The 25,993-nt window shown below is 69.9% G+C and carries 25 protein-coding genes; 19 read left to right on the forward strand and 6 right to left on the reverse strand.

Annotated features, from left to right (window positions below; genetic code table 11):
• The first annotated feature begins 3 nt into the window (after positions 1 to 3).
• Positions 4 to 978: a CAF17-like 4Fe-4S cluster assembly/insertion protein YgfZ gene (ygfZ, locus tag AC0ZLC_RS25830; RefSeq protein WP_476754352.1), complete on the forward strand. Its 975-nt coding sequence runs from the start codon at positions 4 to 6 to the stop codon at positions 976 to 978.
• Positions 979 to 1,003: 25 nt separating this feature from the next.
• On the opposite strand, the gene dtd is transcribed toward ygfZ, so the two are convergent.
• Positions 1,004 to 1,441 carry a D-aminoacyl-tRNA deacylase gene (gene dtd, locus AC0ZLC_RS25835; RefSeq protein ID WP_476754353.1) on the reverse strand — a complete coding sequence of 146 codons (438 nt, stop codon included), beginning with the start codon at positions 1,439 to 1,441 and terminating at the stop codon, positions 1,004 to 1,006.
• Positions 1,442 to 1,614: 173 nt separating this feature from the next.
• On the opposite strand from dtd, the gene AC0ZLC_RS25840 reads away from it, so the two are divergent.
• The 4 genes from AC0ZLC_RS25840 to AC0ZLC_RS25855 all read left to right on the forward strand — a co-directional run bounded on the left by AC0ZLC_RS25840 (position 1,615) and on the right by AC0ZLC_RS25855 (position 5,654).
• Positions 1,615 to 2,259: an RsiG family protein gene (locus AC0ZLC_RS25840; RefSeq protein WP_476754354.1), complete on the forward strand. Its 645-nt coding sequence runs from the start codon at positions 1,615 to 1,617 to the stop codon at positions 2,257 to 2,259.
• A gap of 118 nt (positions 2,260 to 2,377) precedes the next feature.
• A complete protein-coding gene (locus AC0ZLC_RS25845; RefSeq protein ID WP_476754355.1) occupies positions 2,378 to 3,331 on the forward strand; it encodes an asparaginase in 954 nt (317 codons plus the stop codon).
• A 129-nt stretch (positions 3,332 to 3,460) separates the two neighbouring features.
• Complete coding sequence (locus tag AC0ZLC_RS25850) at positions 3,461 to 4,717, forward strand: GNAT family N-acetyltransferase (RefSeq protein ID WP_476754356.1); 1,257 nt, start codon at positions 3,461 to 3,463, stop codon at positions 4,715 to 4,717.
• Between the two features lie 199 nt (positions 4,718 to 4,916).
• Positions 4,917 to 5,654, forward strand: coding sequence for an HAD family hydrolase (locus AC0ZLC_RS25855; protein ID WP_476754357.1), 738 nt, complete (start codon positions 4,917 to 4,919; stop codon positions 5,652 to 5,654).
• A 19-nt stretch (positions 5,655 to 5,673) separates the two neighbouring features.
• Here the strand turns inward: AC0ZLC_RS25855 and AC0ZLC_RS25860 are convergent, their stop codons facing one another.
• The gene (locus AC0ZLC_RS25860; protein WP_476754358.1) at positions 5,674 to 6,645 is read right to left on the reverse strand and encodes a zinc-binding dehydrogenase; all 972 of its coding nucleotides are present in this window, start codon (positions 6,643 to 6,645) and stop codon (positions 5,674 to 5,676) included.
• A 118-nt stretch (positions 6,646 to 6,763) separates the two neighbouring features.
• Between AC0ZLC_RS25860 and AC0ZLC_RS25865 the strand changes: the two genes are divergently transcribed.
• Both AC0ZLC_RS25865 and AC0ZLC_RS25870 read left to right on the forward strand, forming a co-directional pair.
• Positions 6,764 to 7,387 (forward strand): TetR family transcriptional regulator, encoded by a 624-nt coding sequence (locus tag AC0ZLC_RS25865; protein ID WP_476754359.1) that lies wholly within the window; start codon positions 6,764 to 6,766, stop codon positions 7,385 to 7,387.
• A 31-nt stretch (positions 7,388 to 7,418) separates the two neighbouring features.
• On the forward strand, positions 7,419 to 9,485 hold the full coding sequence (locus AC0ZLC_RS25870; RefSeq protein WP_476754360.1) for a HelD family protein: 2,067 nt from the start codon (positions 7,419 to 7,421) through the stop codon (positions 9,483 to 9,485).
• Between the two features lie 50 nt (positions 9,486 to 9,535).
• Here the strand turns inward: AC0ZLC_RS25870 and AC0ZLC_RS25875 are convergent, their stop codons facing one another.
• Together AC0ZLC_RS25875 and AC0ZLC_RS25880 are read right to left on the reverse strand one after the other, a co-directional pair.
• Complete coding sequence (locus tag AC0ZLC_RS25875) at positions 9,536 to 10,390, reverse strand: nitroreductase/quinone reductase family protein (RefSeq protein ID WP_476754361.1); 855 nt, start codon at positions 10,388 to 10,390, stop codon at positions 9,536 to 9,538.
• A gap of 411 nt (positions 10,391 to 10,801) precedes the next feature.
• The gene (locus AC0ZLC_RS25880; protein ID WP_476754362.1) at positions 10,802 to 11,452 is read right to left on the reverse strand and encodes a hypothetical protein; all 651 of its coding nucleotides are present in this window, start codon (positions 11,450 to 11,452) and stop codon (positions 10,802 to 10,804) included.
• A gap of 384 nt (positions 11,453 to 11,836) precedes the next feature.
• On the opposite strand from AC0ZLC_RS25880, the gene AC0ZLC_RS25885 reads away from it, so the two are divergent.
• Entirely contained in the window at positions 11,837 to 12,637 is an 801-nt protein-coding gene (locus tag AC0ZLC_RS25885) for an alpha/beta fold hydrolase (protein WP_476754363.1), read from the forward strand.
• Positions 12,638 to 12,889: 252 nt separating this feature from the next.
• Here the strand turns inward: AC0ZLC_RS25885 and AC0ZLC_RS25890 are convergent, their stop codons facing one another.
• Positions 12,890 to 13,099, reverse strand: coding sequence for a DUF6228 family protein (locus AC0ZLC_RS25890; RefSeq protein WP_476754364.1), 210 nt, complete (start codon positions 13,097 to 13,099; stop codon positions 12,890 to 12,892).
• Positions 13,100 to 13,163: 64 nt separating this feature from the next.
• Positions 13,164 to 13,856, reverse strand: coding sequence for a TetR/AcrR family transcriptional regulator (locus AC0ZLC_RS25895; RefSeq protein ID WP_476754365.1), 693 nt, complete (start codon positions 13,854 to 13,856; stop codon positions 13,164 to 13,166).
• Positions 13,857 to 13,909: 53 nt separating this feature from the next.
• Between AC0ZLC_RS25895 and AC0ZLC_RS25900 the strand changes: the two genes are divergently transcribed.
• The 11 genes from AC0ZLC_RS25900 (at position 13,910) to AC0ZLC_RS25950 (ending at position 25,850) form a co-directional block, all read left to right on the forward strand.
• Entirely contained in the window at positions 13,910 to 15,034 is a 1,125-nt protein-coding gene (locus AC0ZLC_RS25900) for an FAD-dependent oxidoreductase (protein ID WP_476754366.1), read from the forward strand.
• Positions 15,035 to 15,549: 515 nt separating this feature from the next.
• Positions 15,550 to 16,074, forward strand: coding sequence for a hypothetical protein (locus tag AC0ZLC_RS25905; RefSeq protein WP_476754367.1), 525 nt, complete (start codon positions 15,550 to 15,552; stop codon positions 16,072 to 16,074).
• Between the two features lie 398 nt (positions 16,075 to 16,472).
• The gene (locus tag AC0ZLC_RS25910) at positions 16,473 to 17,141 is read left to right on the forward strand and encodes a dual OB domain-containing protein (protein WP_476754420.1); all 669 of its coding nucleotides are present in this window, start codon (positions 16,473 to 16,475) and stop codon (positions 17,139 to 17,141) included.
• Between the two features lie 8 nt (positions 17,142 to 17,149).
• The gene (locus AC0ZLC_RS25915; protein WP_476754368.1) at positions 17,150 to 17,752 is read left to right on the forward strand and encodes a DUF488 domain-containing protein; all 603 of its coding nucleotides are present in this window, start codon (positions 17,150 to 17,152) and stop codon (positions 17,750 to 17,752) included.
• Positions 17,749 to 18,186 (forward strand): DUF488 domain-containing protein, encoded by a 438-nt coding sequence (locus AC0ZLC_RS25920; protein ID WP_476754369.1) that lies wholly within the window; start codon positions 17,749 to 17,751, stop codon positions 18,184 to 18,186. Before AC0ZLC_RS25915 ends, AC0ZLC_RS25920 begins: the two co-directional genes overlap by 4 nt.
• 285 nt (positions 18,187 to 18,471) lie before the next feature.
• Positions 18,472 to 18,816: a hypothetical protein gene (locus AC0ZLC_RS25925; protein WP_476754370.1), complete on the forward strand. Its 345-nt coding sequence runs from the start codon at positions 18,472 to 18,474 to the stop codon at positions 18,814 to 18,816.
• 232 nt (positions 18,817 to 19,048) lie between these two features.
• Entirely contained in the window at positions 19,049 to 19,867 is an 819-nt protein-coding gene (locus AC0ZLC_RS25930) for a TnsA-like heteromeric transposase endonuclease subunit (protein WP_476754371.1), read from the forward strand.
• Positions 19,864 to 22,164, forward strand: coding sequence for a transposase (locus tag AC0ZLC_RS25935; RefSeq protein WP_476754421.1), 2,301 nt, complete (start codon positions 19,864 to 19,866; stop codon positions 22,162 to 22,164). Before AC0ZLC_RS25930 ends, AC0ZLC_RS25935 begins: the two co-directional genes overlap by 4 nt.
• A 1-nt stretch (position 22,165) precedes the next feature.
• Positions 22,166 to 23,452, forward strand: coding sequence for an ATP-binding protein (locus AC0ZLC_RS25940; RefSeq protein WP_476754372.1), 1,287 nt, complete (start codon positions 22,166 to 22,168; stop codon positions 23,450 to 23,452).
• Complete coding sequence (locus AC0ZLC_RS25945) at positions 23,449 to 24,678, forward strand: TniQ family protein (RefSeq protein ID WP_476754373.1); 1,230 nt, start codon at positions 23,449 to 23,451, stop codon at positions 24,676 to 24,678. The genes AC0ZLC_RS25940 and AC0ZLC_RS25945 overlap by 4 nt, the downstream gene beginning before the upstream one ends.
• A gap of 2 nt (positions 24,679 to 24,680) precedes the next feature.
• Positions 24,681 to 25,850, forward strand: a complete 1,170-nt coding sequence (locus AC0ZLC_RS25950; RefSeq protein ID WP_476754374.1) for a TniQ family protein — start codon at positions 24,681 to 24,683, stop codon at positions 25,848 to 25,850.
• Positions 25,851 to 25,993: the final 143 nt, after the last annotated feature.

The raw sequence follows: 25,993 nt of genomic DNA on the forward strand, positions 1-25,993 counted from the left end.
CGTATGAAGAGCCCCCTGCTGTCCCTGCCCGGCGCCGTGCCCGCCGAGGGTGTGGACGAAGGTGTCGCAGCCCACTACGGCGACCTGTTCCGCGAGCAGCGGACCCTCGCCGACGGCACCGGCTTCGTCGACCTCTCGCACCGCGGCGTCGTCGCCGTCTCCGGCGCGGACCGGCTGAGCTGGCTGCACCTGCTGCTCACCCAGCACGTCAGCGACCTCCCCGCCGGCCGTGCCACCGAGGCGCTGATCCTCTCCGCCAACGGCCACATCGAACACGCGCTGTACCTCGTCGACGACGGCGAGACGGTGTGGATGCACACCGAGCCCGGCACCCAGGACGCGCTGATCGCGTACCTGGAGTCCATGAAGTTCTTCTACCGCGTCGACGTCACCGACCGGACGGGCGAGATCGCGGTCGTGCACCTGCCGGCCGGTTCCATCGCCGAGGTCCCGCAGGGCGTCGTCGTCCGCGAGACCCCGCACGGGCGCGACCTCTTCCTGCCGCGCGCCGGGCTGGAGGCGTTCGCTGCGGACACCGGCGGCCACGGACCGGCGGTCGGGCTGCTGGCGTACGAGGCGCTGCGCGTCGAACACCACCGCCCGCGGCTCGGCTTCGAGACCGACCACCGCACCATCCCGCACGAACTGGGCTGGATCGGCAGCGCCGTCCACCTCCAGAAGGGCTGCTACCGCGGCCAGGAGACGGTCGCCCGCGTCCACAACCTGGGCAAGCCCCCGCGCCGGCTGGTCTTCCTGCACCTGGACGGCAGCGAGGTCCACCTGCCGCCGCACGGCACGGAACTGCGCATCGCGGACGAGGGTCCCGACGGCCGCAAGATCGGCTTCGTGACGACGTCCGTACGCCACTACGAACTGGGCCCCATCGCGCTGGCCCTGGTGAAGCGGAACGTTCCGCCGGGCGCGCGGCTCCTCGCCGACACGACGGCGGCGGCCCAGGAAGTCGTCGTCGAACCGTAGGAGTCCGGGGCGCGGGCCGTGGGCGTCACATCTCCAGCAGGACCGTGAACGGGCCGTCGTTCGTCAGCGAGACCCGCATCGACGCGCCGAACCGGCCCGTCGCCACCGTGGCGCCCAGCGACCGCAGCTGGGCGACCACCTCGTCGACCAGGGGCTCGGCGACCTCACCGGGCGCGGCCGCGTTCCAGGTGGGGCGCCGGCCCTTGCGGGCGTCGCCGTAGAGCGTGAACTGGCTGACGACCAGCAGCGGCGCGTCGATGTCCGAGCAGGAACGCTCCTCGCTGAGCATCCGGACCGACCAGAGCTTGCGGGCCAGTCGGGCCGCCTTCTCCTTGGTGTCGTCGTGGGTGACGCCCACCAGGACGCACAGCCCCTCGCCGCTGATCCCGCCGACCGTCTCCGGGCCGTCCGCCCCGTCCACGACGACGCTCGCGCCGTCCACTCTCTGCACCACCGCACGCATGCGGACCATCATGCCGTGCGGGCCCTTCGCGTGATTTACGGGGGGTTCGAACCCCCCATCCGGGGCCGTTCGGGGGCACTCGGTCACATAGCGGGCTCCGGGGGTGGCACCATGCAGGTACCGCGAAGCTCATACGCGGTGGACCGCACCGGTCGAGGGGACGGCAGAGGCACATGAGCACACCGAGCAGTACCGGGCGCCCGCCCGGGACCGTGTCATTGACCCGTAACAGCCCGCGCGGGAGCAGCGACGGCACGGGCGCCCCGCTCCGGCCGCCCGTGCAGCGCACCGACAGCCCGCTGGCCGTGGACCCGCCCGAGCCGGAACTCGCCTTGCTGGGCCTGCCCGAGCTGCGCACGCTGCGCCGGGACGCCCAGCGGGACGAGGCCGACCTCAGCTATGTGCGGCGGCTGCTCCAGGGCCGTATCGACATCCTGCGGGCCGAGCTCGCCCGCCGCGGGGGCCTGCCGGCGCCGGCCGGGCTCGTCGCGGTGCCCTCGCTCATGGACCGGCTCCCCGAGATCCTCACGGACGCGCCCGCCCGGCACCGCTCGTCGGCCCGGCACGTGACGGTCGGCACCCCGCGCGGCGAGGAGTACCGGCGGCTGGCCGCGGACATGCTGTCCGAGGTCGAGCTGTCGGACCTCGAGGCCCGGACGGACGACGAGCTGAACGACGGGATGGGCCGGCTGGTGCGCTACGAGCAGCAGGTCTCCCGGCGGCGCCAGCGGCTCCAGCGCACAGCCGACGATTGCAGCGCGGAGATCGCCCGCAGGTACCGTGAGGGAGAAGCACAAGTAGACGACCTGCTCATGTGACGCGGTGGCCCGGTGATCCCGGGCGTCCCGGCCGGAGTGACCCCGGTGCCCCGACCGGGTGTCCGCGGAGCGCGCCCGCCGTCGCCGGGGCGGGTCCCGCCCCGGAAGGTCCGCGCCCATGTCCGTCCCCGCCATACCCCCCGTCCTGGCCGAGATCGTCCGTTCCGGCTTCGTCGAGGGCCGCCACCGGGGCAGCCTGGTGCTGCTGGCCGCGGACGGATCGGTGGACCTGGCCCTGGGAGACGTGAGTGCCCCCGTCTTCCCCCGGTCCTCCAACAAGCCGATGCAGGCGGCCGGTGTCCTGCGGGCGGGCCTCGACCTCGCGGGCGAGCGCCTCGCACTGGCCGCCGCCAGCCACTCCGGCGAGCCCTTCCACCGTGACCTCGTCCAGAAGATGCTGACCGAGCACGGACTCACCCCGGAGCAGTTGCAGTGCCCCGCGGACCTGCCGCTGGACCCCGTCGAGGCCGAGACGTACCTGGCCGCAGGCGCGGTCCGGGACCGGGTGACCATGAACTGCTCCGGCAAGCACGCCGCCATGCTCGCCGTCTGCCGCCTGCGCGACTGGCCGCTGGACTCCTACCTGGACCCGGGCCATCCCCTCCAGCGGCTGATCCACTCCGTGGTGGAGGACGCGGCCGGCGAGCAGGTGGCCGCGGTCGGCACGGACGGCTGCGGCGCCCCGCTGATGGCGATCACGCTGACCGGTCTGGCCCGCGCCTTCCGCTCCTTCGTGCTGGCCGCGCCCGGCACCGCCGAGCGCCGGGTCGCCGACGCGATGCGCGCCCACCCCGAGTACGTCGCCGGTACCCGCCGTCCCGACACCTGGCTCATGCGGGAGGTGCCCGGCGCGCTGTCGAAGATGGGCGCCGAGGCCGTCCAGGCGGTCGCCCTGCCCGACGGCCGCGCCCTCGCCTTCAAGATCGACGACGGGTCGGCCCGGGCGCTCGGCCCCGTCCTGGCCCGCGCCCTCGCCCTCCTCGGCGTGGACGCCCCGGTGCTGTCCCGCGTCGGGCACGCGCCCCTGCTGGGCGCCGGCCGCGAGGTCGGGGAGATCCGCCCGGCGTTCTGAGCGCCGGAGGCATCGGCACGACGCGGGCGGGCACCGCGCGCGGAGCACCCGCGGGACAGGGCGGTCGGGCAGGGCGGAGGGGGCGAAAACCTGGCGACATGCGCCCCGCCAGGGACCTAGCGTGACCTCATGAGCCATCGTGACGACACCGACGTACGAGCGATCACCGAGGCCGAGATCCCCGACTGGCTCCGCGCCCTGAACACCGGCTTCCTCCGGTCACCGGCCGTGTCGGAGCAGGAGGTCGCCGACCGGTCTTCGTACATCGTCCCGGAGCGGACCCTGGGCGCCTTCGACGGTTCCCGGTGCGTGGCGACGTTCCGGTCGTTCCCGCAGGAGCTCACGGCGGTCGGCGGCGCCCCCGTACCCGCCGACGCCATCTCGAACGTGACCGTGACCGCCACGCACCGCCGCCGGGGACTGCTCACCCGCATGATGGCCCGGGACCTCGCGGCGGCGAAGGAGCGCGGCGACGTGGTGGCGACGCTGATCGCCGCCGAGTACCGGATCTACGGGCGGTACGGCTTCGGTGCCGCGACCACCGCCGCCGAGTGGACGGTCGACGTGCCGCGGACGGGCCTCGACCCCCGCTGGTCGGGCCCGGCCGACGGCGGCCGCATCGACCTGGTGGACGCCGAGGACGTACGCAAGAGCGGGCCCGAGCTGCACGACCGGCTCCGGCGCGTCCAGCCCGGTGCCGTCAGCCGGGACGAGCGCTGGTGGCAGGTGAACACCGGCGCGCTGGTCCTGGACCACGCGGCGTGGACCGAGCCCTTCTACGCCCTCTACCGCTCGGCGGCCGGTGAGATCGAGGGCCTGGTCTCCTACGCGTCGGACGACAACTGGGGCGACGCGAAGCAGCCGCTCAACACGGCGTCGGTGAACTGGCTGATCGCGGTGACCCCGGCCGCGGAGCGGGCCCTGTGGCAGTACCTCTGCTCGGTCGACTGGATCGCCCGCGTGAAGTCGGGCTGGCGGGCTCCGGACGACCTGCTGCCGCACCTCCTGCCCGACCCCCGCGCCGCCCGCATCACCACGCAGGCCGACTGGCTGTGGGTGCGGATCCTGGATGTCGTACGGGCCCTGGAGGCGCGTACGTACGAGGGGACCGGGTCGCTGGTCCTGGAGGTCACCGACCGGGACGGGCTGTCGGCCGGACGGTACCTGCTCGACGCGGCGCCGGACGGCGCGTCCTGTGTCCCGACCGGGCGGGACGCGGAACTCACGCTCGGTGCGGGCGAGTTGGCGTCCCTGTGGCTGGGTGACGAGTCGGCGGTGCGGCTCGCGGCGCTCGGCCGGGTGCGGGAGGAACGGGCGGGCGCCGCCTCCGTCGCCGACGCGCTGCTGCGCACCTCCAGGCGGCCGTGGTGCCCGGACGTCTTCTGAGATCGCGCCGAGCCGGTGACCAACGCCATTGGCACTGAATCCACTTGGAGGTCCCGCCTGATCGCTCCTGCCTGACCCGAGCCCCGCCTTGGGCCCGTCCACGGGCAGTCGCCGAGAAGCGGGACGCCGTCGTGGAGGAATCGCGGAAGTGGTCCGACGCCCTCTGGGCAACCATCGCGAAGGGCCTGACACTCTCCTGGTGACTTCTGACGCGTCGAAGCGGACTGTCCAGGTGACGGAAGAGACGCGGGTCCTGCGGGAGCTGACCGGCCGGGCACGCTTCGTGCTGCTCGGCTTCGACGGGCCGCTCTGCACGCTCTTCACCGTCCACGAGGCGGAACGGGTCGCCGGCGGCCTCGTGAGGTGGCTGGAGGGACGCGGCCCGCGCGGTCTGCTGACGGAGCCGGAGCGCGAGTCCCCGGACCCGCACGAACTCCTGCGCGCGGTCGGCCGCCGCGGCCCCGGTGACGGCCTCGTCGCGGAGCTGGAGGAGCGGCTCACGCGGGAGGAACTGCGCGCCGTGTCCTCGGCGATGCCCACGCCGTACGCGGATCCGCTGGTCCGCACGTGGACCGCGGTGGGCGCGCGGCTCGCCGTCGCCACGGACAGCAACTCCCCGCGCGTGGTCCGCACGTACCTCGAATCGCGCGGGCTGCTCGCCTGCTTCGACCCCCACATCTACGGCCGGACCCAGGAGCCGCACCTCCTCGAGCCCGACCCGCGCTGCCTCCCCCGGGCCCTCGCCGCACTGGGGGCCGACCCCGCCGCCGCCCTGATGATCGGCGACACCCCGTCCGACTTCCTGGCGGCCGGGCAGGCGGGTGTCCCCTTCCTCGGCTACGCCCGCAACGAGGCCAGGGAGAAGTCCCTGCGGGAGGCGGGCGCGGAGGTGACGGTGAACTCCCTGGAGCCGGTGCTGGCGGCGGTGCGGGGGTAGGCCGTGTCCCCTCGTTCCTTCACACCTGCAGGACGACCTTGCCCACCAGTTCCCGGCTCTCGACGGCCGCGTGGGCGTCGGCCGCCCGGTTCAGAGGGAACGTCCCGCCGATCACGGGGCGCAGGCGGCCCGCCGCCGCCTCGGTGAGGGCGCTGGTCGCGAGGCGGGTCCGGGCGGCGGTGTCGAACCGGAGGTCGCCGATGCCGAGGAGGGTGATGCCGCGGCGGGCCGCCTCCTCCCGGTCGACCGGGGCGAAGCCGCCGGTGGGGGCGCCGTGGGCCGAGAAGCGGCCGCCGTCCGCCGTCACCGTGAAGGCGGCCGCGCCGAGCTGTCCGCCGACGCCGTCGAGGACCACGTCGGCGGCGCGGTCGTCACCGCCGAGGGCCGCGGCGGCTGCCGCCGGCCAGTCGGGGAGCGTGGCGTCGACGGCCGCGTCGGCTCCCAGTTCCCGTACCAGGGCGAGCTTTCCGGCGCCCCGGGCGAGGGCCACCACGCGGGCGTCCCGGGCGTGGGCCAGCTGGACGAGGAGCGTGCCCATGCCTCCGGAGGCGCCCAGGACCAGGACGCGGTCGGTGGCCCGGACCTTCGTCAGTTCCATCAGGCCGGCCGCGGTCACGCCGTCGTGAACCAGGGCGGCAGCCGTACGGAGGCCGATGCCGTCCGGGACGCAGACCAGGGCGGGGACCGGAGCAACGGCACGCTCCGCGTAGCTGCCCGTCACGAAGGCGGTCACCCGTCGGCCCAGCCAGTGCCCGGGCACCCCGGGGCCCACGGCGCCCACCACCCCGGCCACCCCGCCACCCGGCACGTACGGCGGGGTCACCGGGAAGAACTCGCGGCCCCAGCCGCCCCTGATCTGGGTCTCCACGAAGATCGTGTCCACGTAGGCGACGTCGATCACCACCTCGCCCGGGCCCGGGACCGGGTCGGGAACCTCCCCGGGCACCAGGACCTCCGGGCCGCCGAACGTCGTCACCTGTGCTGCCAGCATCGTGCTCTCCTCGTGGACCGGCGCTACCGCGGATCGGTGCGGACGCACGGCAGTGTTCGGCCTCAAGCGCGCTTGAGGTCAAGGGTGCCGGGGCGGCCGGGGTGCGTAGGCTCTGGGCATGGCTGAAACGGGGCTGCGCGAGCGCAAGAAGCGGCGGATGTACCAGGCTGTCTCCGACATCGCGATCGGGCTCTTCCTGGACAGGGGGTTCGACGAGGTGTCCGTCGCCGAGGTGGCCGCCGCCGCGGAGATCTCCAAGCCGACCCTCTTCCGGTACTTCCCGGCCAAGGAGGACCTCGTCCTCCACCGGTTCGCCGACCACGAGGACGAGGCGGCGCGGGTGGTCGCCGGGCGTCCGGCGGGGGAGTCCGCGACCGGGGCGCTGCGGAAGCACTTCGTCGCGGGCCTCGAACGGTTCGATCCGGTCACCGGGCTCAACGACGACCCCCGCGTCCTCGCCTTCCACCGGCTGCTCTACGGGACGCCGTCGCTCGCGGGACGCCTGCACGCGTACCTGGAGCGCTCGGAGTCGGCGCTCGCGGAGGCGCTCGGCGGCGACCTCGACGCCCGGCTCGCCGCCGGGCAGACCATCGCCGTGCAGCGCGTCCTCGCCCTGGAGAACTGGCGGCGGATGGCGGCAGGGGAAGAGGCCGCGGAGGTCCGCGGCGAAGCCGTCGCCGCCGCCGAGCGGGCCTTCGGCCGACTGGAGCGGGCCCTGATGGCAACCGAGACAAATATGTGACCGAGTAAAGTTATGCGCTACGCTCGATGGAATGACGTCACCCGACCAGTCCCCCGGCCCCGTCCGTGCCCTCACCCGTGAACGCGCCCACCACGAGACCTGCCGCGCCGCTCTCGCCGCCATGGTCGAGGGAGCCCGGGAACAGGTCGTCACCGGCGAGGACGTGTCCGCGTCCGGCGCCGACGCCGAAGTCCTCGGACACCGGTTCCGCAGCCGTGCCAAGGAACTGCGCGAGCTTCCCGAGGGCCCGCTGTTCTTCGGGCGGCTCGACTTCGACGCCGGCGGGGGCGAGCACGCCGGGGCGAGCTACCACATCGGCCGGCTCCGGATCACCGAGCGGCCCTCCGCCCCACCGCTCGTCGTCGACTGGCGCGCCCCCGTCTCGCGCGCCTTCTACCAGGCGAGCGCCCGCGATCCGCAGGGCGTCGCCGTGCGCCGGCGGTTCGGCTGGGCGCCCGGCAGCCGCGGGGACTCGGCCGATCTCACCGGCCTGGAGGACGAGCCCCTGACGGGCGGCGGCCCGGACGGTCACGGCGCACCCGGGGCGCCCGGGCAGGGCAGCGCCATCCTCGCCGACGAGATCGAACGTCCCCGTGTCGGGCCCATGCGGGACATCGCCGCGACCATCCAGGCCGAACAGGACGACCTCGTCCGGGGCGACCCGACGGTCTCGGTGTGCGTGCAGGGCGCGCCCGGCACCGGCAAGACGGCGGTCGGGCTGCACCGCGCCGCGTACCTCCTCTACACCTGCCCGCAGCGCGTCCGGCGCGGCGGCCTGCTGATCCTCGGACCCAACCGCACCTTCCTGTCGTACATCTCCGAGGTGCTGCCGGCCCTCGGCGAGACGGGGGTCCGCCAGTCGACCGTCGGTGACGAGATCGCCCGGCACCCCGTCACCGCCGAGGACGACGGACGGGCCGCGGTCCTCAAGCACGACGCCCGGATGGCACGGGTGCTGCACCGCGCCCTGTACGCGCGGGTGACGCCGGGCGGTGCCGACTCCCTGGCCGTGCCGGACGGCTCCTACCGGTGGCGGATCCCGGCCGCCGCCCTCGAACGGATCGTGGCGGGCGTACGGGCCGAGGAGCCGCCGTACGCGACCGGACGGGAGCGGGTGCGGACGCGGGCCGTGCGGTGTCTCCAGGCACAGGCGGAGCGGCGCGCCGGACCGCGGACCGACGCCTGGGTGCAGACAATCTCCCGGGCCCGGGCGATGAGCGCGTACGTCGACGCGGTCTGGCCCCGGGTGCGGGCCGAGGAGGTCGTGGCGGAGCTGCTCACCGATCCGCGGGCGCTCGCGGCGGCGGCGGACGGGATCCTCGACGCGGACGAGCAGAAGGCGCTCCTGTGGGCGAGAGCGCCGAGGTCGTACAGATCGGCACGGTGGTCGGCCGCGGATCTCGTCCTCCTCGACGAGGTCGCGGGCCTCCTCGAACACCCGCGGGGCTACGGCCACGTGGTCGTCGACGAGGCGCAGGACCTGTCACCGATGGAGTGCCGGGCGATCGCGCGGCGGGCGTCCTTCGGGTCGCTGACGGTGCTCGGGGACCTGGCGCAGGGCACGACCCCCTGGGCCGCCCGCACCTGGCCCGAGCTGCTGGCGCAACTGGGCAAGCCGGACGCCCGGGTGGTGCCGCTGACCACCGGTTTCCGGGTACCGAAGGCGGTGGCCGGGCTCGCCAACCGGCTCCTCGAACGGCTGGAGGTGGACGTCCCGAGGGCGCGGTCGCTGCGCAGGGACGGGGAGCTGACGGTCCGGGCGGCCGTCGACGTGCTCCCGGAGACGGTCGCCGCCGTGCGGGACGCCCTCGCCCACGAGGGGTCCGTCGGCGTCATCGCCGCCGACGCGGAGACCGTACGGGTACGGGACGCGCTCGACGCCGCGGGCATCCCGTACGCCGGTCCTGGCGAGCTGGGCGTCCGGGTCACCGTGCTGGCCGCCTCCCTCGCCAAGGGCCTCGAGTACGACCATGTCGTGGCCGTCGAGCCGGCGGCGATCGCGGAGGCCGAGGCACGCGGGCTGCACCGGCTGTACGTGGTGCTGACCCGGGCGGTCTCGCGGCTGGACGTGGTGCACGCCCGCCCGCTGCCCTGGTGAGACGGCACTCCGGCTCACCGGGACAGGGGCGGTCGGCCGGGCGGCCGTGATCAGGAAGCGGACGCCGACGCGGCCTCCAGGACGGGGACCAGTACCTCCTCCTCGTAGACCAGGTGCGCTTCGAGTTCGCCGGTGAGGCGGTCCACCTCGGCGAGCACGGTGCGGGGGTCCGCGTCCTCGGCGGAGACGGCCCGGCGCAGCTCTTCGAGGAGAGCGGCGATCCGCTCGTGCTCGTCGCGCAGGCGGTCCAGGGCCGGCGCGAGTCCGGGGTCGCGGCGGGCGGCGAACGGGAACAGTGCCGTGTCCTCACCGGTGTGGTGAAGGTGCAGCCCCTGGCAGAGGGTGAGGCAGTTGATGCGGAGCTGGGCGCCCAGGGCGGTGCCCGAGGTGGCGAACTCCTGCCGGATGAGGCCGAGTTCGCGCCGGAAGGCCCGGTGGACCAGCTTCACGGCCTCGCCGGGGGAACTCGCCGCGAAGCTCGGCGGGCCGGCCACGGGGATCTCGCGGAGGGCGACGACGGGGATGACGCGTTCCGTCTTCGCCTGGTACTCCGCCCAGCCCGGGTCGGCCTCGACGGCGCGCGCGAAGACGTCGTCCCGCTCGGCGCCCTCCAGGACGAGGGCTTCGGCCTCGTACGTGAAGACGCCGTTCTCCACCGTGACGCGGGGGTGGGCGACCAGGTTGCGGTACCAGTCGGGGTGCCGGTCCGAGCCGCCGGCCGAGGCGATGACCAGGACCCGGTCGGCGCCGTCGGGGTAGTAAGCGACGGGCGTCGTGTGCGGGGTGCCGGTCCGGGCGCCGGTGGTGGTCAGCAGGAGCAGGCGTGCTCCCTCGAAAGGACCGCCGACGCGGCCGCCGTTGGCACGGAACTCTTCGATGATCTGCTGGTTGAAGGGGTTGGGCATGCGCTGCTTTCGTCCGTGGGCCTGGATTCCTTCCTCTTCCGTGGTCCTCCCGACGCCTTTCCCCCGTTTCCGGGCAGGGGAGACCGCCACGCAGTGCGGACGCGCGCACCCGTGGTGAGGCGGAGAGGAGAAGAAAAGAAGGGCGGACTCCTGGCCCGCCCGGGCCTCACTCGGAGGCCGGGCACCCAACTCGCTCACGGCACAAGGCCGACCCGGCAGTCATGGGACAACCGTAGTGCGGGGCACGGCAGTTGGGCAATGTTCGGGCGGCCGGGCGCTGGATCCACCTGCGGACCACGAATCCGATCGAGTCGGCCTTCTCCACCGTCAGGCTCCGCGCCAGCGGGCGGGTTCGGCCGGCGGCAGCTGCCCAGCGGTGTCGCAGGCCTGCCTGCGCCGCAGGCCAGGGCCTCAAACGGCGAACGGGTCGGTGTGGCCGGGCAATTGCTGCCCCGGGCGCAGGAACCGCTGGCCGCCCTGTTCGTCGCGGACCGCGAGGAACCCGGCGTCCGTCAGCCGCTGTGCGATCTGCCCGCGGCGGATCGCGCCCACCTTGAACGCCACGGTGAAGAGCAGCGCGACCGCCCCGCCGGAGGCGACCGCTTCGACTGGCGACCTGTCGATGAGCAGGAGGACGGTCAGGACCGCGCAGGCGAGGTAGCCCAGCACCTTCTGGGTCCGGTCGGCGACGTACAGGGCCATGACGTCGAAGGTGACGAGGTCCTTCAGCACGGCCACGGCACCGGCCGCTTCGGGGAGCGGCTTCAGTGAGCCCTGCTCCAGCCCCGGCACTGTCCCGCCGTTGCCCGCCTGCGGATGGGTGGTGATGGTGGCCGCCTCGCGGACGCGCGCGTCGGGCCGCGGGTCCCGGTACATCCGGACCTGGACGAGCGAGTTCTTGTACCCGGTCCTGTACGCCGTGCCGTACGTGTAGCCGTACTGCTCCGCCACGTGCGCCAGGGCGGCCGCCTTCAGCGTGGTGCCCTGGGGGGCGATCTCCACGACGGCCTGCTGACGGGCGATCTGCCGGAGCATCCCCGCTATGTGACGTTCTACGGACATCCTGTTCCCCGCCCCCCGGGACCCTGCGCCTGGGGCCGACCGGCGCACAGCCTAGTACGCCTGCGGCGTTTGGCTTTCTGGTCCGGTCAGAAGGGCCGTGGGGAGCGTGGTGGGTCGGTGCGGACGCCGGTGGAGCACCCCCGCGGCGGCGGGGAGGACGAACGGTTCCTCGTTGAGCGGGCCGTCAAACGGTGGGCGGCCGGGCCCGGAGCTGTCATGGCGATGGCCCGGGCCCCGGTCGCGCCTCCTTTCGCACTTCTGCGAACGCCCCCCGCCTGGTCGCCCTCGTCCGCGCCGGGGTCCGCTTCAAACGCGGCCGGCTCCTCGAACGCCCCGAGGCGGTTGCGGCATGATCGAGACCAGCCGATTACCTGGGGGGCCGACGTGGCATGGTCTGAACAAGTAGTGGTGCAAGACGGCGTCCGGCTTGCCTGCCGGGACTGGGGCGGTCAGGGAAAGCCCATCGTGCTGCTGCACGGCTTGGCCGGTCACGCGGGTGAATGGGACGTGCTGGCACAGCACTTGAGCTCCCGGTACCGGGTCGTCGCGGTCGACCAGCGTGGGCACGGCGTCAGCGAGCGCTACCCGCGGGACGTCTCCCGCGCCGCATACGTCGCCGACGTCATCGCCGTTGTCGATCAACTGGCGCTGGAGCGGCCCGTCCTGGTCGGCCAGTCGCTGGGCGGGCACACGGCCATGCTCACCGCCGCCGCGCGTCCCGGGCTCGTCCGCGCGCTCGTGCTCGTCGAGGCCGGCCCCGGCGGTGCGAACCCGGACAGCCCCGCGGACATCGGCGGATGGCTCGACTCGTGGCCGACCCCGTTCCCCTCACGCGAAGCGGCAGCCGCGTTCCTCGGCGGCGGACCGGTCGGCGCAGGCTGGGCGGCCGGGCTGGAGGAACGCGAGGGCGGATGGTGGCCTCGCTTCGACCGGGACGTGATGGTCCGCTCGCTGGCGGAGAACGCCCAGAGTTCCTTCTGGCACGAGTGGGGGCGGGTCGCGTGCCCCACCCTGGTCGTCCTGGCGCAATCCAGCTTCATCCCCGCGCAGGAAGCCGACGAGATGCTCCGGCAGCGACCCGCCACCAAGGCCATGAGCATCCCCGGCACCGGCCACGACCTGCACCTTGAACAGCCCGAGATCCTGCGCACCGCGCTCACGGAATTCATCGAGGGCCTCGCCTGAAACTCCTGTCGTGATCGCTGCCGTGACGCGGTTCCGGCACGCGGGTCGAGGTGTCCACGCCTTCGCGGTAGAAGATCCACCGGTAGGCGGTCGGCTCGGCCTCGAACTGGGCACGGGCCTCCGTCTCACCCGCGACGAGCCGGGCCGCGGTCAGGAGCTCCCCGGGCGCACTGGTGAGTGATCTTCAAGGGTGCAGTCAGCCCACCCGGATCCCGCAGGCGTCCAGGTGATGCGCATGCCGGCTACCACTTGCTATTCCTGAGTGAGGAAGGCCCGGACATCGCTCGCCAGGGAAGTCATCTGCTCGCCGGCCTCCAGCCAGGTGGTCACCGAGGCACCCCAACCGCTTGCGGGGAGCCGCGCTGTCGTCCCGGACAGGCCCACGACCGGGTGCAGCCGGTCATCCATGCGCACCCGATCCCTGTCCCTCAACGCTGCTCGTGCCCCTGGGCGCTGGCTCATCGAGCCTCCGTCCGTGACACCGGCGTGGCATCCGAGGTGAGGGGCTCCCGGCCAGAGCTGAGCGTCACCCCGGCGGCCCGGTGAGTTTGGCGGCCACGGCGTCGAGGACCCAGTCCAGGCCGGTTGCGAAGGATGTCTCGGCGTCCACGTCCGTACCGTCGTACACGGCCTTGGCCAGGGCCGGGAAGCGGCCGGTGGCCAGTATCTTCGTCATGTGCGGGCCGTGGGCGCGCTGCCAGTCGCGCTTGGACAGGCCCGTGGCGTGCTCGGCCCGCAGGTTCGCGATCTCGCGCCTGATCGCACCAATGAAGTACGCGCTGACAGTCTCCACGGCGCGCATGACGGTGTCGACATCGGCGAGACCGTCGAAGGCGGCCAGCGTGGCCTCGGTGACGGCGAGGCCGTTCGGACCCAGGGCGGGGCGGCCCCCGAGCAGGTCGGCCAGCCATTCGTGACGGAGAGCGGCCTGCCTCGTGCGCTGGGCGAGGATGCGCAGTGCCTCCCGCCAGTCACCGGGCTGTTCCTCGGGGAGGATCTCGGCCTGGACCTCGTCCGCCATGAGGTCGAACAGCTCCTCCTTGGTGGAGATGTATCTGTACAGCCGCATGGGGCCGGCGTCCAGGCGGGCCGCGACCTTGCGCACCGACACCGCCCCCAGCCCGCCCTCGTCGGCCAGCGCGATGGCGGCGGCGACGATCCGCTCCCGGTCGAGCGGCACGGGTTGAGTCGGCGGCTCCGGCCGGTCCCAGACAGTCATGCTCACACCGTACCGTTGCGATGCACCGTATGCGTTCAATACAGTGTATCGACATGAGACATCGCATCGCAGTGGTCGGGAGCGGTCCTGCCGGCCTCACCCTCGCCCGCGTCCTGCACCGCCACGGCCACCCCGTCACCGTCCTCGAACGCGATCCCGCCCCCGACGCCCGCCCCCCGGGCGGCACGCTGGACCTGCATGAAGGGCTGGGCCAGCTCGCGCTGGACAAGGCGGGGCTGCTGGCGGAGTTCCGGGCGCTGTCCCGTCCCGAGGGACAGGCCATGCGCATCCTGGACACGGACGGGACCGTCCTGCGCGACTGGCGACCCCGTCCGGATGACCGGGCCAATCCCGAGATCGACCGCGGGCAACTCCGTGACCTGCTGCTCGGCCCGCTCGACGTCCAGTGGGGCCGGGGCGTGACGCAGGTGGTGCCGGGGACCCGGGATGGCGTACTGGTCCATTTCGCGGACGGGCGACAGGAGACGTTCGACCTCGTGGTCGGCGCGGACGGCGCCTGGTCCCGGACCCGTCCGGCAGTCTCATCGGTGACGCCGCACTACACCGGCGTCACCTATGTCGAGACCTCCCTCGACGGCGTCGACACCCGCCACCCCGACCTCGCCCGGTTGATCGGCGACGGTTCCGTGGCTGCCTACGGCGTGAACCGCGGACTCGTCGCCCAGCGCAACAGCGGTGGCCACGTCAAGGTGTACGCCCAGTTCCGCGCGCCGCTGGACTGGCACGCGAACCTGGACCCGGCCGACGTCGAGGCCGTGCGATCGAGCCTGCTGGCTCTGTTCGAAGGCTGGGCCGCTCCCGTCCTCGACCTCCTCCGGCACGGCACCGCCTTCGTCCACCGCCCCCTCTACGTCCTGCCCGTGTCCCACACCTGGACCCACGTCCCCGGGGTGACGCTACTGGGCGACGCCGCCCACCTGATGCCCCCACTGGGGGCGGGCGCGAACCTCGCGATGCTGGAAGGCGCCGAACTCGCCGAGTCCATCGCCACCGCCCCCGGTCCTGGACATCTGGACGAGGCCGTCCGCGCCTTCGAGGAACAGATGTGGGCACGGGCCGGCAGATGGGCGAAGATCACGACGGCCGGTCTGGAGCGTCTCGTGAGCCCGGACCCCGCCGAAGCCCTCGCACTCTTCGACCAGGTCCAGCCATCCTGAAATGCCCGGTGGGGCTGCCCGCTGCGCGGGTCGTCCGGGACCCGTCCACTTCACGCTGCAGACTCGGCGGGAACCGCAGACGGACGGGAAACGGACGCCGGGTCGCGGGGGTGGTCCGGTGGTTGTGACTGAGCACGGCAGTTGTCACCTGACAACTGCCTCGGCCTTGCACTCCGAGGCGGCGTGAGCAGGATTGCTGTACTGAAAGTGCATCCTTCTTGTCACATTGAGGCTGTTTGCGGTCTTGCTGTCACCAGTACCGAAGATCGCCTACGCCGTACGCAGGGCTTCGCTTGGTTGAGGGAATGGCGGAGATTCAAGGATCCGGCAGCGTACACGCCAAGGCGGCTGACGGCGCAGGGCATGGGCCCTTGTGGTCGCATGCGTGCCGGTGGGAAGACCTGCTCGTCCCTGTCTCGCTCGGTGCTGGGCGGGACAGGCTCGACCTGGCCGAGGGCTGGACGTGACAGTGGACGGCGACCTGGCGTTATGCCGGGGGCGAGGTGACCTGTCCGGTGGCCGACCTGGCAGCGGCTCCGGTCACCGGGCTGGGGCCGATGCGGGGCTTCACATGGAGGCGGGATCAGCGTCATCGTCCCGGGCTGAAGTACATGGTCAGTACGGGGCGTCTGCACGGTTTCGAAAGCCTGGTAGCAGCCGGGCTGCTGCTGGCTCTGGACTTCGCAGGCGATGTGACCGAAGTTCTCTCGCAGCCGCTGCGGCTGAAGTTCCGTACGGCTGCTGGTTGGCGCAAGCACACGCCGGACTTCCTCGCGATCAGTTGCCTGGGTATCTGGCTGATCGACGTCCGCCCCGCCGACTTGATCCAGCAGGAGGACCGTGAGTCCTTCGCGGCGACCGCCGAGGCCGCGCTGACCTGCGGCTGGCACTACGCGGTGGAAGCCACATGTGCTGGTGACGGTGGACGAGATGTCGTCGCGGCGGCGGCCACTGGCGGACCCACTGTGCGTTCAGCCGCGCCTGCTCGCCGGGGCCGGTACGGGCCTGAGCCCGTCCGCCTGCGAAGGGATGACGGTTAAGAGGGCTATCGCCGCGCCTCTCGGAGCCATCCTGAACCAAGTCGCAGGCCAGGCTGTGGGCGGCCAGCCTCGGAGCCATCGCCGACCTGCGATTTCGTCGGGCTCGACGACAGCGGCCCTGACGCCGATCCGGCGGTGACCACCGGCTACAAGCTCGCCCGGAACCGGGTGAGGGCTCTGCTGGTCCTGACGAACCGCGACGCCTTCCGGTGACCGACGATCTCCGCCGAAGTCATCCGCCCGCGACCAGTTTGAGCCGGCCATCGCACACACCAGAATCGTGACCTGCAACTTCGCGATGCACAGCGCTCACTGTCCGGAGTTGAGCAACTCCATTACTATGAACGCGTCCAGGCGCGGCGTGTTCGGGGGGCAACGTGGCAACGATCAAAAAATTGGTGTGTTTGGCAAATTCCCGCAAACACGGTGGGCGGTGCGTTGCGGGCATCGAAATTAATTCGAATAGCTGGATACGTCCCGTCAGTGGCCGTCCAGGTCATGAGGTATCCGCGACTGAGCGGCAATATTCGAACGGGATCGAACCGTGCCTGCTTGACATCGTTTCCATGCGACTCATCGAGCCTAAGCCCATCGCCTTCCATCAGGAAAACTGGCTCCTTGATCCCGGCGTCCGATGGCAAAAGGAAGGACAGGTCGGGTGGGGTGAACTGTGTCTCCTGGAGGAACCCTCCACACGGTTATGGAGGAACGGCTATCACACGTATGCTGGCAGTAACGACCGAGTGCCAGCTGACCAGGAGGGAACAGTGATGGACTCACTCAAGCTCATCCGGGTCGATGGCGCGACGATAAACGTGGATCACTCTTGGCCCACTGACGCGAGGTTGACCGTGCGCGCCGAGTTTCAACACGGCGGATCTTTCTATTCCCTGAAAGTGACCGATCCGGTGTGCGAAGAGAAGTTCCGAGAACAGGGCATCGGACGTTATTCGCTGGGTGATTCTTTCCTGACGGTAAGCCTCAGTGAGGAGTTTGAGGGTTACCTCTATAAGTTGGTGGCGGCGGTCGTTGAGCGCGCCAAAGTGGAACCAAATGGCAGGCGGTGACGTCCGGCATGATGCTGACCATCGGTCACTCCAACCATGAATTTCCGACATTGGTCTGGCTGCTTCAGCAGAGCGAGGTAACCGCAGTGGCCGATGTCCGCTCGGTTCCTGTCAGTCGGTTCACTCCCCATTTTAACCGGGTCCCTTTGGAGCACGGTTTGCGCGATGCCGGCATAAAATACGTTTTCCTGGGCGAGGAACTCGGAGCGCGTACAGATGATGCCACCTGCTACATCGACGGCCAGGTGCAGTACGGCCGCCTTGCGCAGACGCCTGCATTCATCAACGGAATTGATCGCTTGAAAAAGGGTGCACGAACCGAGCGGATCGCCCTTATGTGCGCCGAAGGTGAGCCCTTGGACTGCCATCGCACGGTACTCGTCGCGCAGGTCCTCACCGAGCACGGCATTACGATCAGCCACATCCATGGCAACGGTCGAATTGAGAGCCATGCCGCAGTGATGGAGCGCCTCATGGTCAAGTTCGGGCTGGCGGAAGAGGAACTATTCCGGACTCCAGCTGAGCGTCTCAAAGAGGCGCTGAGTCGCCAGGAAAGCCGAATCGCGTATATCAAGGATGAGTTTCGCGCCGACAAGGCAGCCGAGGCATGAAAATCTACACTATCGGGTTCACGAAGAAATCCGCCGAAAAGTTCTTCGGTCTGTTGCGCACATCGGGCGCGACGACCCTGGTCGATGTCCGACTCAACAACGTTTCACAATTGGCAGGCTTCGCCAAGCGGGATGACCTGAAGTTTTTCCTCGCTGAGCTCTGTGGCATGGGGTACATGCACAGACCTGACCTGGCGCCGACGCAGGTCATCCTCGATGACTACAAAAAGCAGGGAACCGGCTGGGATGCATACGAAAACCGATTCCTGAAACTGATGGAGCAACGGACTATTGAGGATGTCGTCCCACAGGGCCTGATCGACAACGCAGTTCTGCTCTGCAGCGAAGACAAGCCGCACCACTGCCACCGCCGGTTGGTCGCGGACTATCTCGCCGATCGTTGGGGCAGCGTCACGGTCGAGCATCTAGTGTGAATCCTCGATCCACCGGTCAGCTCTCAAATTGTTTGCTGGGCTGGTGTCGTCAACCCCGATTGGCGCCGCGACCGCGCCACCCTCTCCGCCGACGGGGGGCCTACAAACGACCAGCGGGAGGGACGAGGCACATCTTTCACTCCCAGTACCCGGAACTCCGCGCAGCCGGTTCCCTCGCCCCGACCCTCACTGTCGCCACCAGCAGCGACCTCACGCTCTGGACCCGGTCTGAACTCCACTTTGACGACTGAGCGGACAGCGGGGCACCGCGAGAGAGGAAGCCAGATGGACCGTGCGGAACTTGCCGGGATGCTGGGCGACCAGACTGTGGCCTGTGAACCCGCCAGGGCGGCACTTCTCGGCGGAGGCGACTTCGTCGTGTGGGACGGCAGTGTTCCCAGCCAGCAGCTCGCTGGCATCTACGCGGCTCGCCTCCGACGGGCGAGGAAGCGAGGTGCTGAGACTCTCGCCCTGCCGTCTACCGTCGACATCCTCACCCAGCTCGAAGCCACTCAGGTCAGGATCGGCTGCGTCTCCGCACCGGACCGGACGTGGGCTTTCATGCTCTTCTTCGCCGACGACGCCAGCGCGGTCCTCGCCTGTACGGGGGTCCGCCGAGCTGAGCGGTGACAGTTGTCTTGCTCAAGTGACAACTATCTTGCTCAGGCTCAGTGGTCCTGAGACTGAGCACGATAGTTGTCGTTAACCTCTCACCCCGACCTGGCCTTTCTTGAAGCACTGAGCACGATATCTGTCGCCGAATTCGCATCGTTGTTGACGTGGTCCGTGCATTTTGCAGGCAAGTTGTCGCCAACTTCGAAGATCGCTCCTCCGACGGGATGCGCGCGGCTTACCTGGGACTATGAGCGATACCCGGGGCTCCTTGTGGTCCCACAGCTGTACGTGGACGGACCTGCTGGTCCCTGTCTCGCTGGACGCGGGGCGGGGCGACCTGGACCTGTCCGATGGCTGGCCGGACCGGTGGACGGCAACGTGGAAGTACGCCGGGGACGAGATCGCGGGGCCGGTCCGGCACTTGGGGCAGGTGCCGGTGGCGAGCCGTGGGCCGATGCGGGGGTTCACCTGGCGGCGGGAGCAGCGGCATAGGCCCGGTCTGGAGTCGCTGGTGTCGACGGGGCGCCTGCATGGGTTCGAGAGCCTCGAAGAGGATCAGCTGCTGGTAGCTCTGGACTTTGCCGGTGACCTGGTGGAAGTGCTGTCGCAGCCGTTGCGTATCCGGTTCCGTGCGGTGGAGAAGTGGCGCAATCACACCCCGGACTTCTTCGCAGTCACGCGGGTGGGGACCTGGCTGATCGACGTGCGGCCCCGAGATCTGATCGAGCCCGAGGACCTGGAGTCGTTCGCGGCTGCGGAGGAAGTGGCGTTGGCCTGCGGGTGGCACTACGCGGTCGCGGCCGAGTGGCGTCCGCATGTGCGCTCCACGCTCGGCGCGTTGTACGGGAGGCGCCGTCCGACACGCGACGTGCTCGGCATTCAAGCCGATCTGCTTGCTCATGCCGAAGAAGGGCTCACATTTAGAGAGTTGGCGGCCGCGCAGACGTATTGGCCGGTGGCACGGGCCCAGTTGCTGCACTTGTTGTGGCATCGCAGGCTTGGGATCGACCTTGCTCAGCCGTTGACGGACAGTTCGCGGGTGGTGCTGGCGGGAGGCGTCTCATGATGGGGGCGGTGGCACTGGATCTCTCGCCCGGCGCGGGCGTGGTGCTCGACGAGGTGGAGTGGCTGGTCGAACGGCAGGAACCCCATCTGGGGCGGGTCCACCTGGTGCGTGCGGACGGCGAGCGCCAGCGGGCGAGCTTCCGCTTCCTGACCAACCACCCGCGTTGTCGGCCGTCGTCGTGTACAGCGGCGGAGGGCGCCGACCGTGGGCGGCAGTCGGCTTCGTGGAGTGATGTGAAGCCGGAGAAGCGGCCCTTGATGGAACAACGTTTCGCGCATCTGATGGAGGTCAACTGTGGTTTCCGCAGTGGTGATCCGTTCCGTCCCGAGCCGGGGGAGCCGCATCCTGAGTACGACCCGGACCGTTCGACGCTGACTGAGCGGCGGGCGGCGAAGGCCGCTGAGTTGTCGGCGCTGAGGCCCGAAGAGGCCAAGCTGCTTCTGGGCGTCGCGCACGTCGGGGTGCGCACGCTGGAGCGCTGGGAGCGCAGGCGCAGGAAATACGGGATCGTGGGCTGCGCCGATCACCGGTGGCTGCGGGTGAGCGGGGGACACCCGAGCGTCAGCGAGGAGGTTCGCGAGGCGATCTTCGCGGTCAGGGCGGAGACGCAGCACCACCGGTCCCGGGTGAGCGCACGCACCCGCGAGATCATGATCCGTCGCTATGTGCGGGAGACCTTCGAGAACGAAGACGAGGACGGGGACGAGAGCGAGAAGATCGAGGTCCCCAGCTACCACACGCTGCTGCGGGTGTGGAAGGAGTGGTTCGGGCCGGGCGGCGCCCGACAGAAGTATGAGCGCTCGGCCGAACTGCCCACCAAGAACGGGCATGTGCTCGTGACCCGCCCTGGCCAGGTCGTCGCGCTGGACACGACGATCCTGCCGGTGATGGTCCGCGAGAACGTTTTCGGTGACCCGATCACCGTCCACCTCACTTTGGCGCTGGACGTCTACACCCACTCCATCTGCGCGTTCCGGCTCACGCTGGTGTCGGACTCCTCGGTGGACGTCGCGATGGTGCTGCGCGACGTCATGCTGCCTTTGCCCATGCGGGAGGAGTGGGGCGAGGACATGGAATGGCCCTATCCGGGGCTGCCGGCCGCCGTGGTCTCCGAGTTCGCCGGGTACGAGGTGGCCGGGCTGCCGTTCTTCACCCCCGAGACCGTCACCTCCGACCACGGTTCCGTCTACCGCAATCACCATCTGGTGGATGTCCAAGAGGCGATGGGCTGCCGGATTCTTCCGGCGCGCGTGCTGCGCCCGCAGGACAAGAGCGCGGTGGAGCGCGTCTTCGGCAGTATCCGCTCGCTGGTGTTCGAGAAGCTGGCTGGTTACACGGGGGTTGACGTCTCCGATCGCGGCGCGGACCCGGAAGGCGACGCGGTGCTCACCCTGGCCGAGATGGAACACTTCATCGCGACCTGGGTTGTGAAGGTGTGGCAGAACCGCAGGCTCGGCGAGTTCGCGCCCAGCTGGGATCCCGGCGCTGATCACAGCCCCAACACCCTGTTTGCCGCCTCCTTCGCCCAGGAGGGCTTCGACCTGGACATTCCCTCCCCGGAGACGTACTACCGCTTCCTGCCCGAGCACCACGTGAAGCGGATCCACCGGCGGGGCGTGAAGGTCAAGGGGCTCTGGTACGACGCCGCGTTACTGCACCAGCCCGACATGAACTCCGCGCGCGGGGGCCGCTACAAGCAGCACTGGGTCATCCACCGCGAACCCCGCGACCGGCGGGTGGTGTACTTCCAGGATCCCGACACCCATGAATGGCACGAACTGCGCTGGACGGGCCTGCCGCCGGAAGGCGAGATGCCGGCCTTCGGTGACGCCCGAGTCGAGGAACTCCTCACCCGCGTACGGGAAGCAGGCCTCAAGCCGCGCTCTGACAGCGAGCTCGTCCCTAAACTCCTGGAGATGTTGGGGGCCGTCGATCCGGTCGCGAAGTGGCCGTCCCAGCTGACCAAATCCCAGCGGACGCAGCACGCGCGGGAGATCACCCAGGCCCAGGCGGCAGACACGGACCGGCCACAACAGCCGCCGAAGCCGAACAAGTCACCAAGCCTGGCTGCCCTCGGCGCACCGGATGCGGAGCCGCCGTGGCGGGAACGGGCCCGGGAGGCCACCGAGAGCCTGGACGCGCACCGGCGTCGACGGCGTGAGACGGCCAAACCAGCGCAGCAGCCGTCGGCACCCGCCCCGCTGGGATCGAGCCGCCGTGGCCGCAACCTCTTCGTCATCGCCGACGACGATGACGGATCCGACGAACCGGACCCGCAGCCGACGGAGGAGACGTGAGATGAGCAACCTGCACCCGGAGCCGCCGAACGCGCCCGTGCCATTCCTGCGCTTCGGCCCGAGGCCGGACCGGACGCGGCATGAGGGCTGGCAGGAGTTCCGCCGGACACGGGATCTGTTTGTGCCGGTCAGGAAGATCTCCTTGGCCGAGTACGGGCTGATGAGCCCGCGCAAGAAGTCCTTGTATGACCTGCACCGCGGAGCCACGCACGTCAACATGCAGATGCTGGACACCCCGATGAGCGAGGTGGTCACCACCCTGATGCGTTCGCGGATCCAGAACAACGCGATGCGTATCGGCCCGAGCACCCTGGACGGGCTGATGATCAACGGCGGTGGGTACCAGGGCAAGACGGAGACCGCCTGCCGGACCGCCGCCGAGTTTGAGGACACCTGGCGTGACCTGTTCGAGCAGTACCCCGAGTGCTACTTCGATCCAATACCCGGCACCCGGGACCTGATCGCGCCGGTCGCCTACTGCCAGACCCCGGTGAAGGCCACCCCGATCGGCCTGTGTGAGGCAATTCTCGACTACTACGGCGCCCCCTACGGCAAGAACCTGCGCGGCATGATCCGCAACGCCCGCGAATCGATCAAGGCGCACGCCACCACCGTCCTGATCATCGACGACATCACCCGCCTGAAGATGCACCGGGAGGACGACCAGGACACCCTCGACCTGATCCGCGGCCTGATGGACTTGGACGTCACGCTGGTCCTCATCGGCGTGAACATCCCCCGCTCCGGCCTGCTCAGGGAGGGTTGGCACGACCCCCGCACCAACCAGTGGGTCTACGCACCGCTGAAGAAGAGCAAGAGCTACAACCCCGACGCCTCCACCCAGACCGAGCGACGCTTCGACCTCGTCACGCTCGCCCCCTTCGACTACAGCAGCGACGCAGGCATCGCGGCTTTCGTCGCCCACCTCGAAGGCATCGAGAACCAGATCCGGCTCTTCAACGCCGGCCCCGGCACGCTGTCCGAAGGCCGGATGCCCGAGTATCTCTACCGCCGCACCCACGGCATTGTCGGCCTCCTGCGGCGCCTGATCGAGGACGGACTGACCAAGGCCATCGAAAGCGGCCTGGAGGACCTGACTATCGACCTCCTCGACGAGATCACCATCAACCTGGGCAACGTCCCAGGCAAGGACGACGGGCGGGACGCCGAAGCCGGCGAGATCCCCGACATCGATACTTCTCCGAAGCGGAAACCGGGGCTGAAGCCCAGGAAGGGCCGCAACAGTGTCTACGACGACCGAGGCACACCTCCGGCGGCTGAAGCATGATTAGCCGCGCGCTGTCGCGCAGTCTTGACCCGCTCGACGATGAGACCATCGTCGGCTTTATCCTCCGCCTCGCTTGCCATAACGGTACGAACCCTGCTCAAATCGCCGCTCGTATAGGGCTGACGGACGAGGCAGGCAACGCTCCCGGCGTCGTTTCGCCCTGGCTGCTTGCGGACATGGACAAGCCACGTCTTGTCCGGGCGGCACGCGCGACACACCTGACTGTGGAGGAGGCCAGCAAGCTGCTGATCGTCCCTATGGGACATAAATACGGCCTCGTGAGCCGCCGATACCGGCCGTGGACGAGCCCACAGGAGCTGGCTCGCCCCAACCGCTGGGTCTTCATCCGGACCTCTCAGTACTGCCCGCAGTGCCTCGCGGGTGACGACGACACGCTGGGACGCCTGTACGGAGGTGCCTGGAAACGGGCCTGGCGGTTGCCGGTGGTCTTCGCGTGTTCGCGGCATCAGCAACTCCTGAGCCGTACCTGTCCCAAGTGTCGAACCCCCGGCCAGTTCGCCCCCACCGGCCTGATCGCGCGCCCAGGCATGGAAGATCTTCATCCAGCCCAGTGCCGAGCCGTGGCTCCCGCCCCGCGCGCGGGCCAGGAGCGACGCTCCGTCTGCGGGAGGGACCTCGCGCGTATCCACCCTCCTCGCCTGCCGGCAGACACAGACTCTATCGGTGTGTTGCTGGCCCTCCAGCAACGCCTCGATGCGCTGTTGTCAGCCGACGGGCCACAGAAGGTCAACAGCTGCGGCCAACTCGTATCGGTCGCCCAGTACTTCATCGACCTGCGCGTCGTGGCCACCCTGGTTCTGGCTTCCTGGCCGGAGGCCAGTGGCTTCGCGGCGACACCCACCCTGGCCCAGGCAATCGGGCGAGAAGCAGACCAGCGACTGCGCGACAGCCGACGCCGAACATCAGGCGCATCGAAAAGACCGTACGGGATCAACTCGCTGCTCGCGCCCATGGAATCCCCCCTGACCATGGGCGCGGTACTGGGGATCGCCGAACGCATGCTTGATGGCCGAGAGAAACAGTGGACTCGAAGGGCCGTAGACCCGGTCTACGGCGGCGCCCTGACTCTGCACCGGGACACCTTCCGGAAACTCGCCCGCCTTCCCGGCACTTCATCCGCGTTGCAGGAAGTTCTCGGAGTGGCGAAGGAGGCAACGGACAGTTCAAACGCCGAGATCTACGTCCGCGGCCCGCGAAACGGCTGATCATGCGTCCTCTGCCACGCAGCCTAGAGCCGCTACCCGATGAAACCCTCACCGGATTTCTACTCCGGCTCGCCCACCGGTTGGGTACGACACCCGGAGAGATCGCCGTCCGCACCGGCTTGCCTTCTCGTCTCCCCTTGGGCTTCCTGAACTACTTGGACGACGAACACCTCACGGGTTTTGCCCGCGCGACACGGTTGACGCCTGTCGAAGTCAGCGGCATGCTCCTCGCCTCGCTTGGAGAGCGCTACGGGCCGCTGAACCCCGCGCTCACCGTGCGGCGTAGCCCAGCGAGGATGATCTACGACAACCCGTGGGTCCTGACCCGCTCCACGCGCTACTGCCCGCGCTGTCTCGCTGGGGACGGCACCACCATCCAGGATCTCCATGGTGGCGCATGGAGACGATTGTGGCGTCTCCCCGTGTCCTTCATCTGCCTCCGGCACCAGCAACTCCTCCAGCACCAATGCCCTAGCTGCGCAGCGCCCGCCCAGTTCGCGCGCGCACCAAACGCCATCGCGCGCCTGACTGATGACACACTTCACCCATGGCAGTGCCGCTTCACCGCGCGTTCGAGACTGCGACAGCAGCCCGAAACGGTTTGCGCAGCCGATCTGATCCGGTTTGATCCGTCTCCCGCAGCACCACCCGACGCGGTCACGATGGCCGTGCTCTTACAAGTCCAGCGGCAGCTCATTGACTTGCTCGTCGCCAGCGGACCCGAGACCGCGATGAGCGCTGGCGCGCCGGTCTCCGTCGTCCACTACTTCGCCGACCTGCGCGCCACGGTCGCCATGATCTTTCGGTCCTGGCCCGTCGCCCGCGAGTACGCCAGTACACGCTGCCTGGCCGATGCCCTCGACGCGAAGTACGCCTCCCGCGCTGCGCAGGCCGAGCCGCTGCTCAACACCCCGGGCAAGAAGAAGACCTCCAAGCCTTACACCGTGCCGCCGACAGAGTGCCTCGCCACCGGCGCGGCACTCGACATCGCGACGAACCTGCTCGACGCACACGATCCGGGAGACGCCCGGAGTCGGTTGGCGCCGCTCGTTCAACGGCTGAGGGAGGTGGACCTCGCACTGAGCACCTGGCTTCGCCGCCCGTCTTGGATCTCGGTCTCGCTGAGGCAAGCGGTCATGGATCTTCCGACAGGCAGAAGGACTGCATCATGATGCCCACCGCGGTGGGCATCTTGCCGGGCTCGATCGGCTGTGGCGTCCCCAGATCCATGACTCGATCATCTCCTACCGTGAGCGGGAGCCAGTCGTGGGATTCGGGAGCGGCGGAGCCACGTCCCAAGCTTCTCCGTCTGGGC

The organism is Streptomyces sp. GLSS-08, assembly GCF_056387915.1.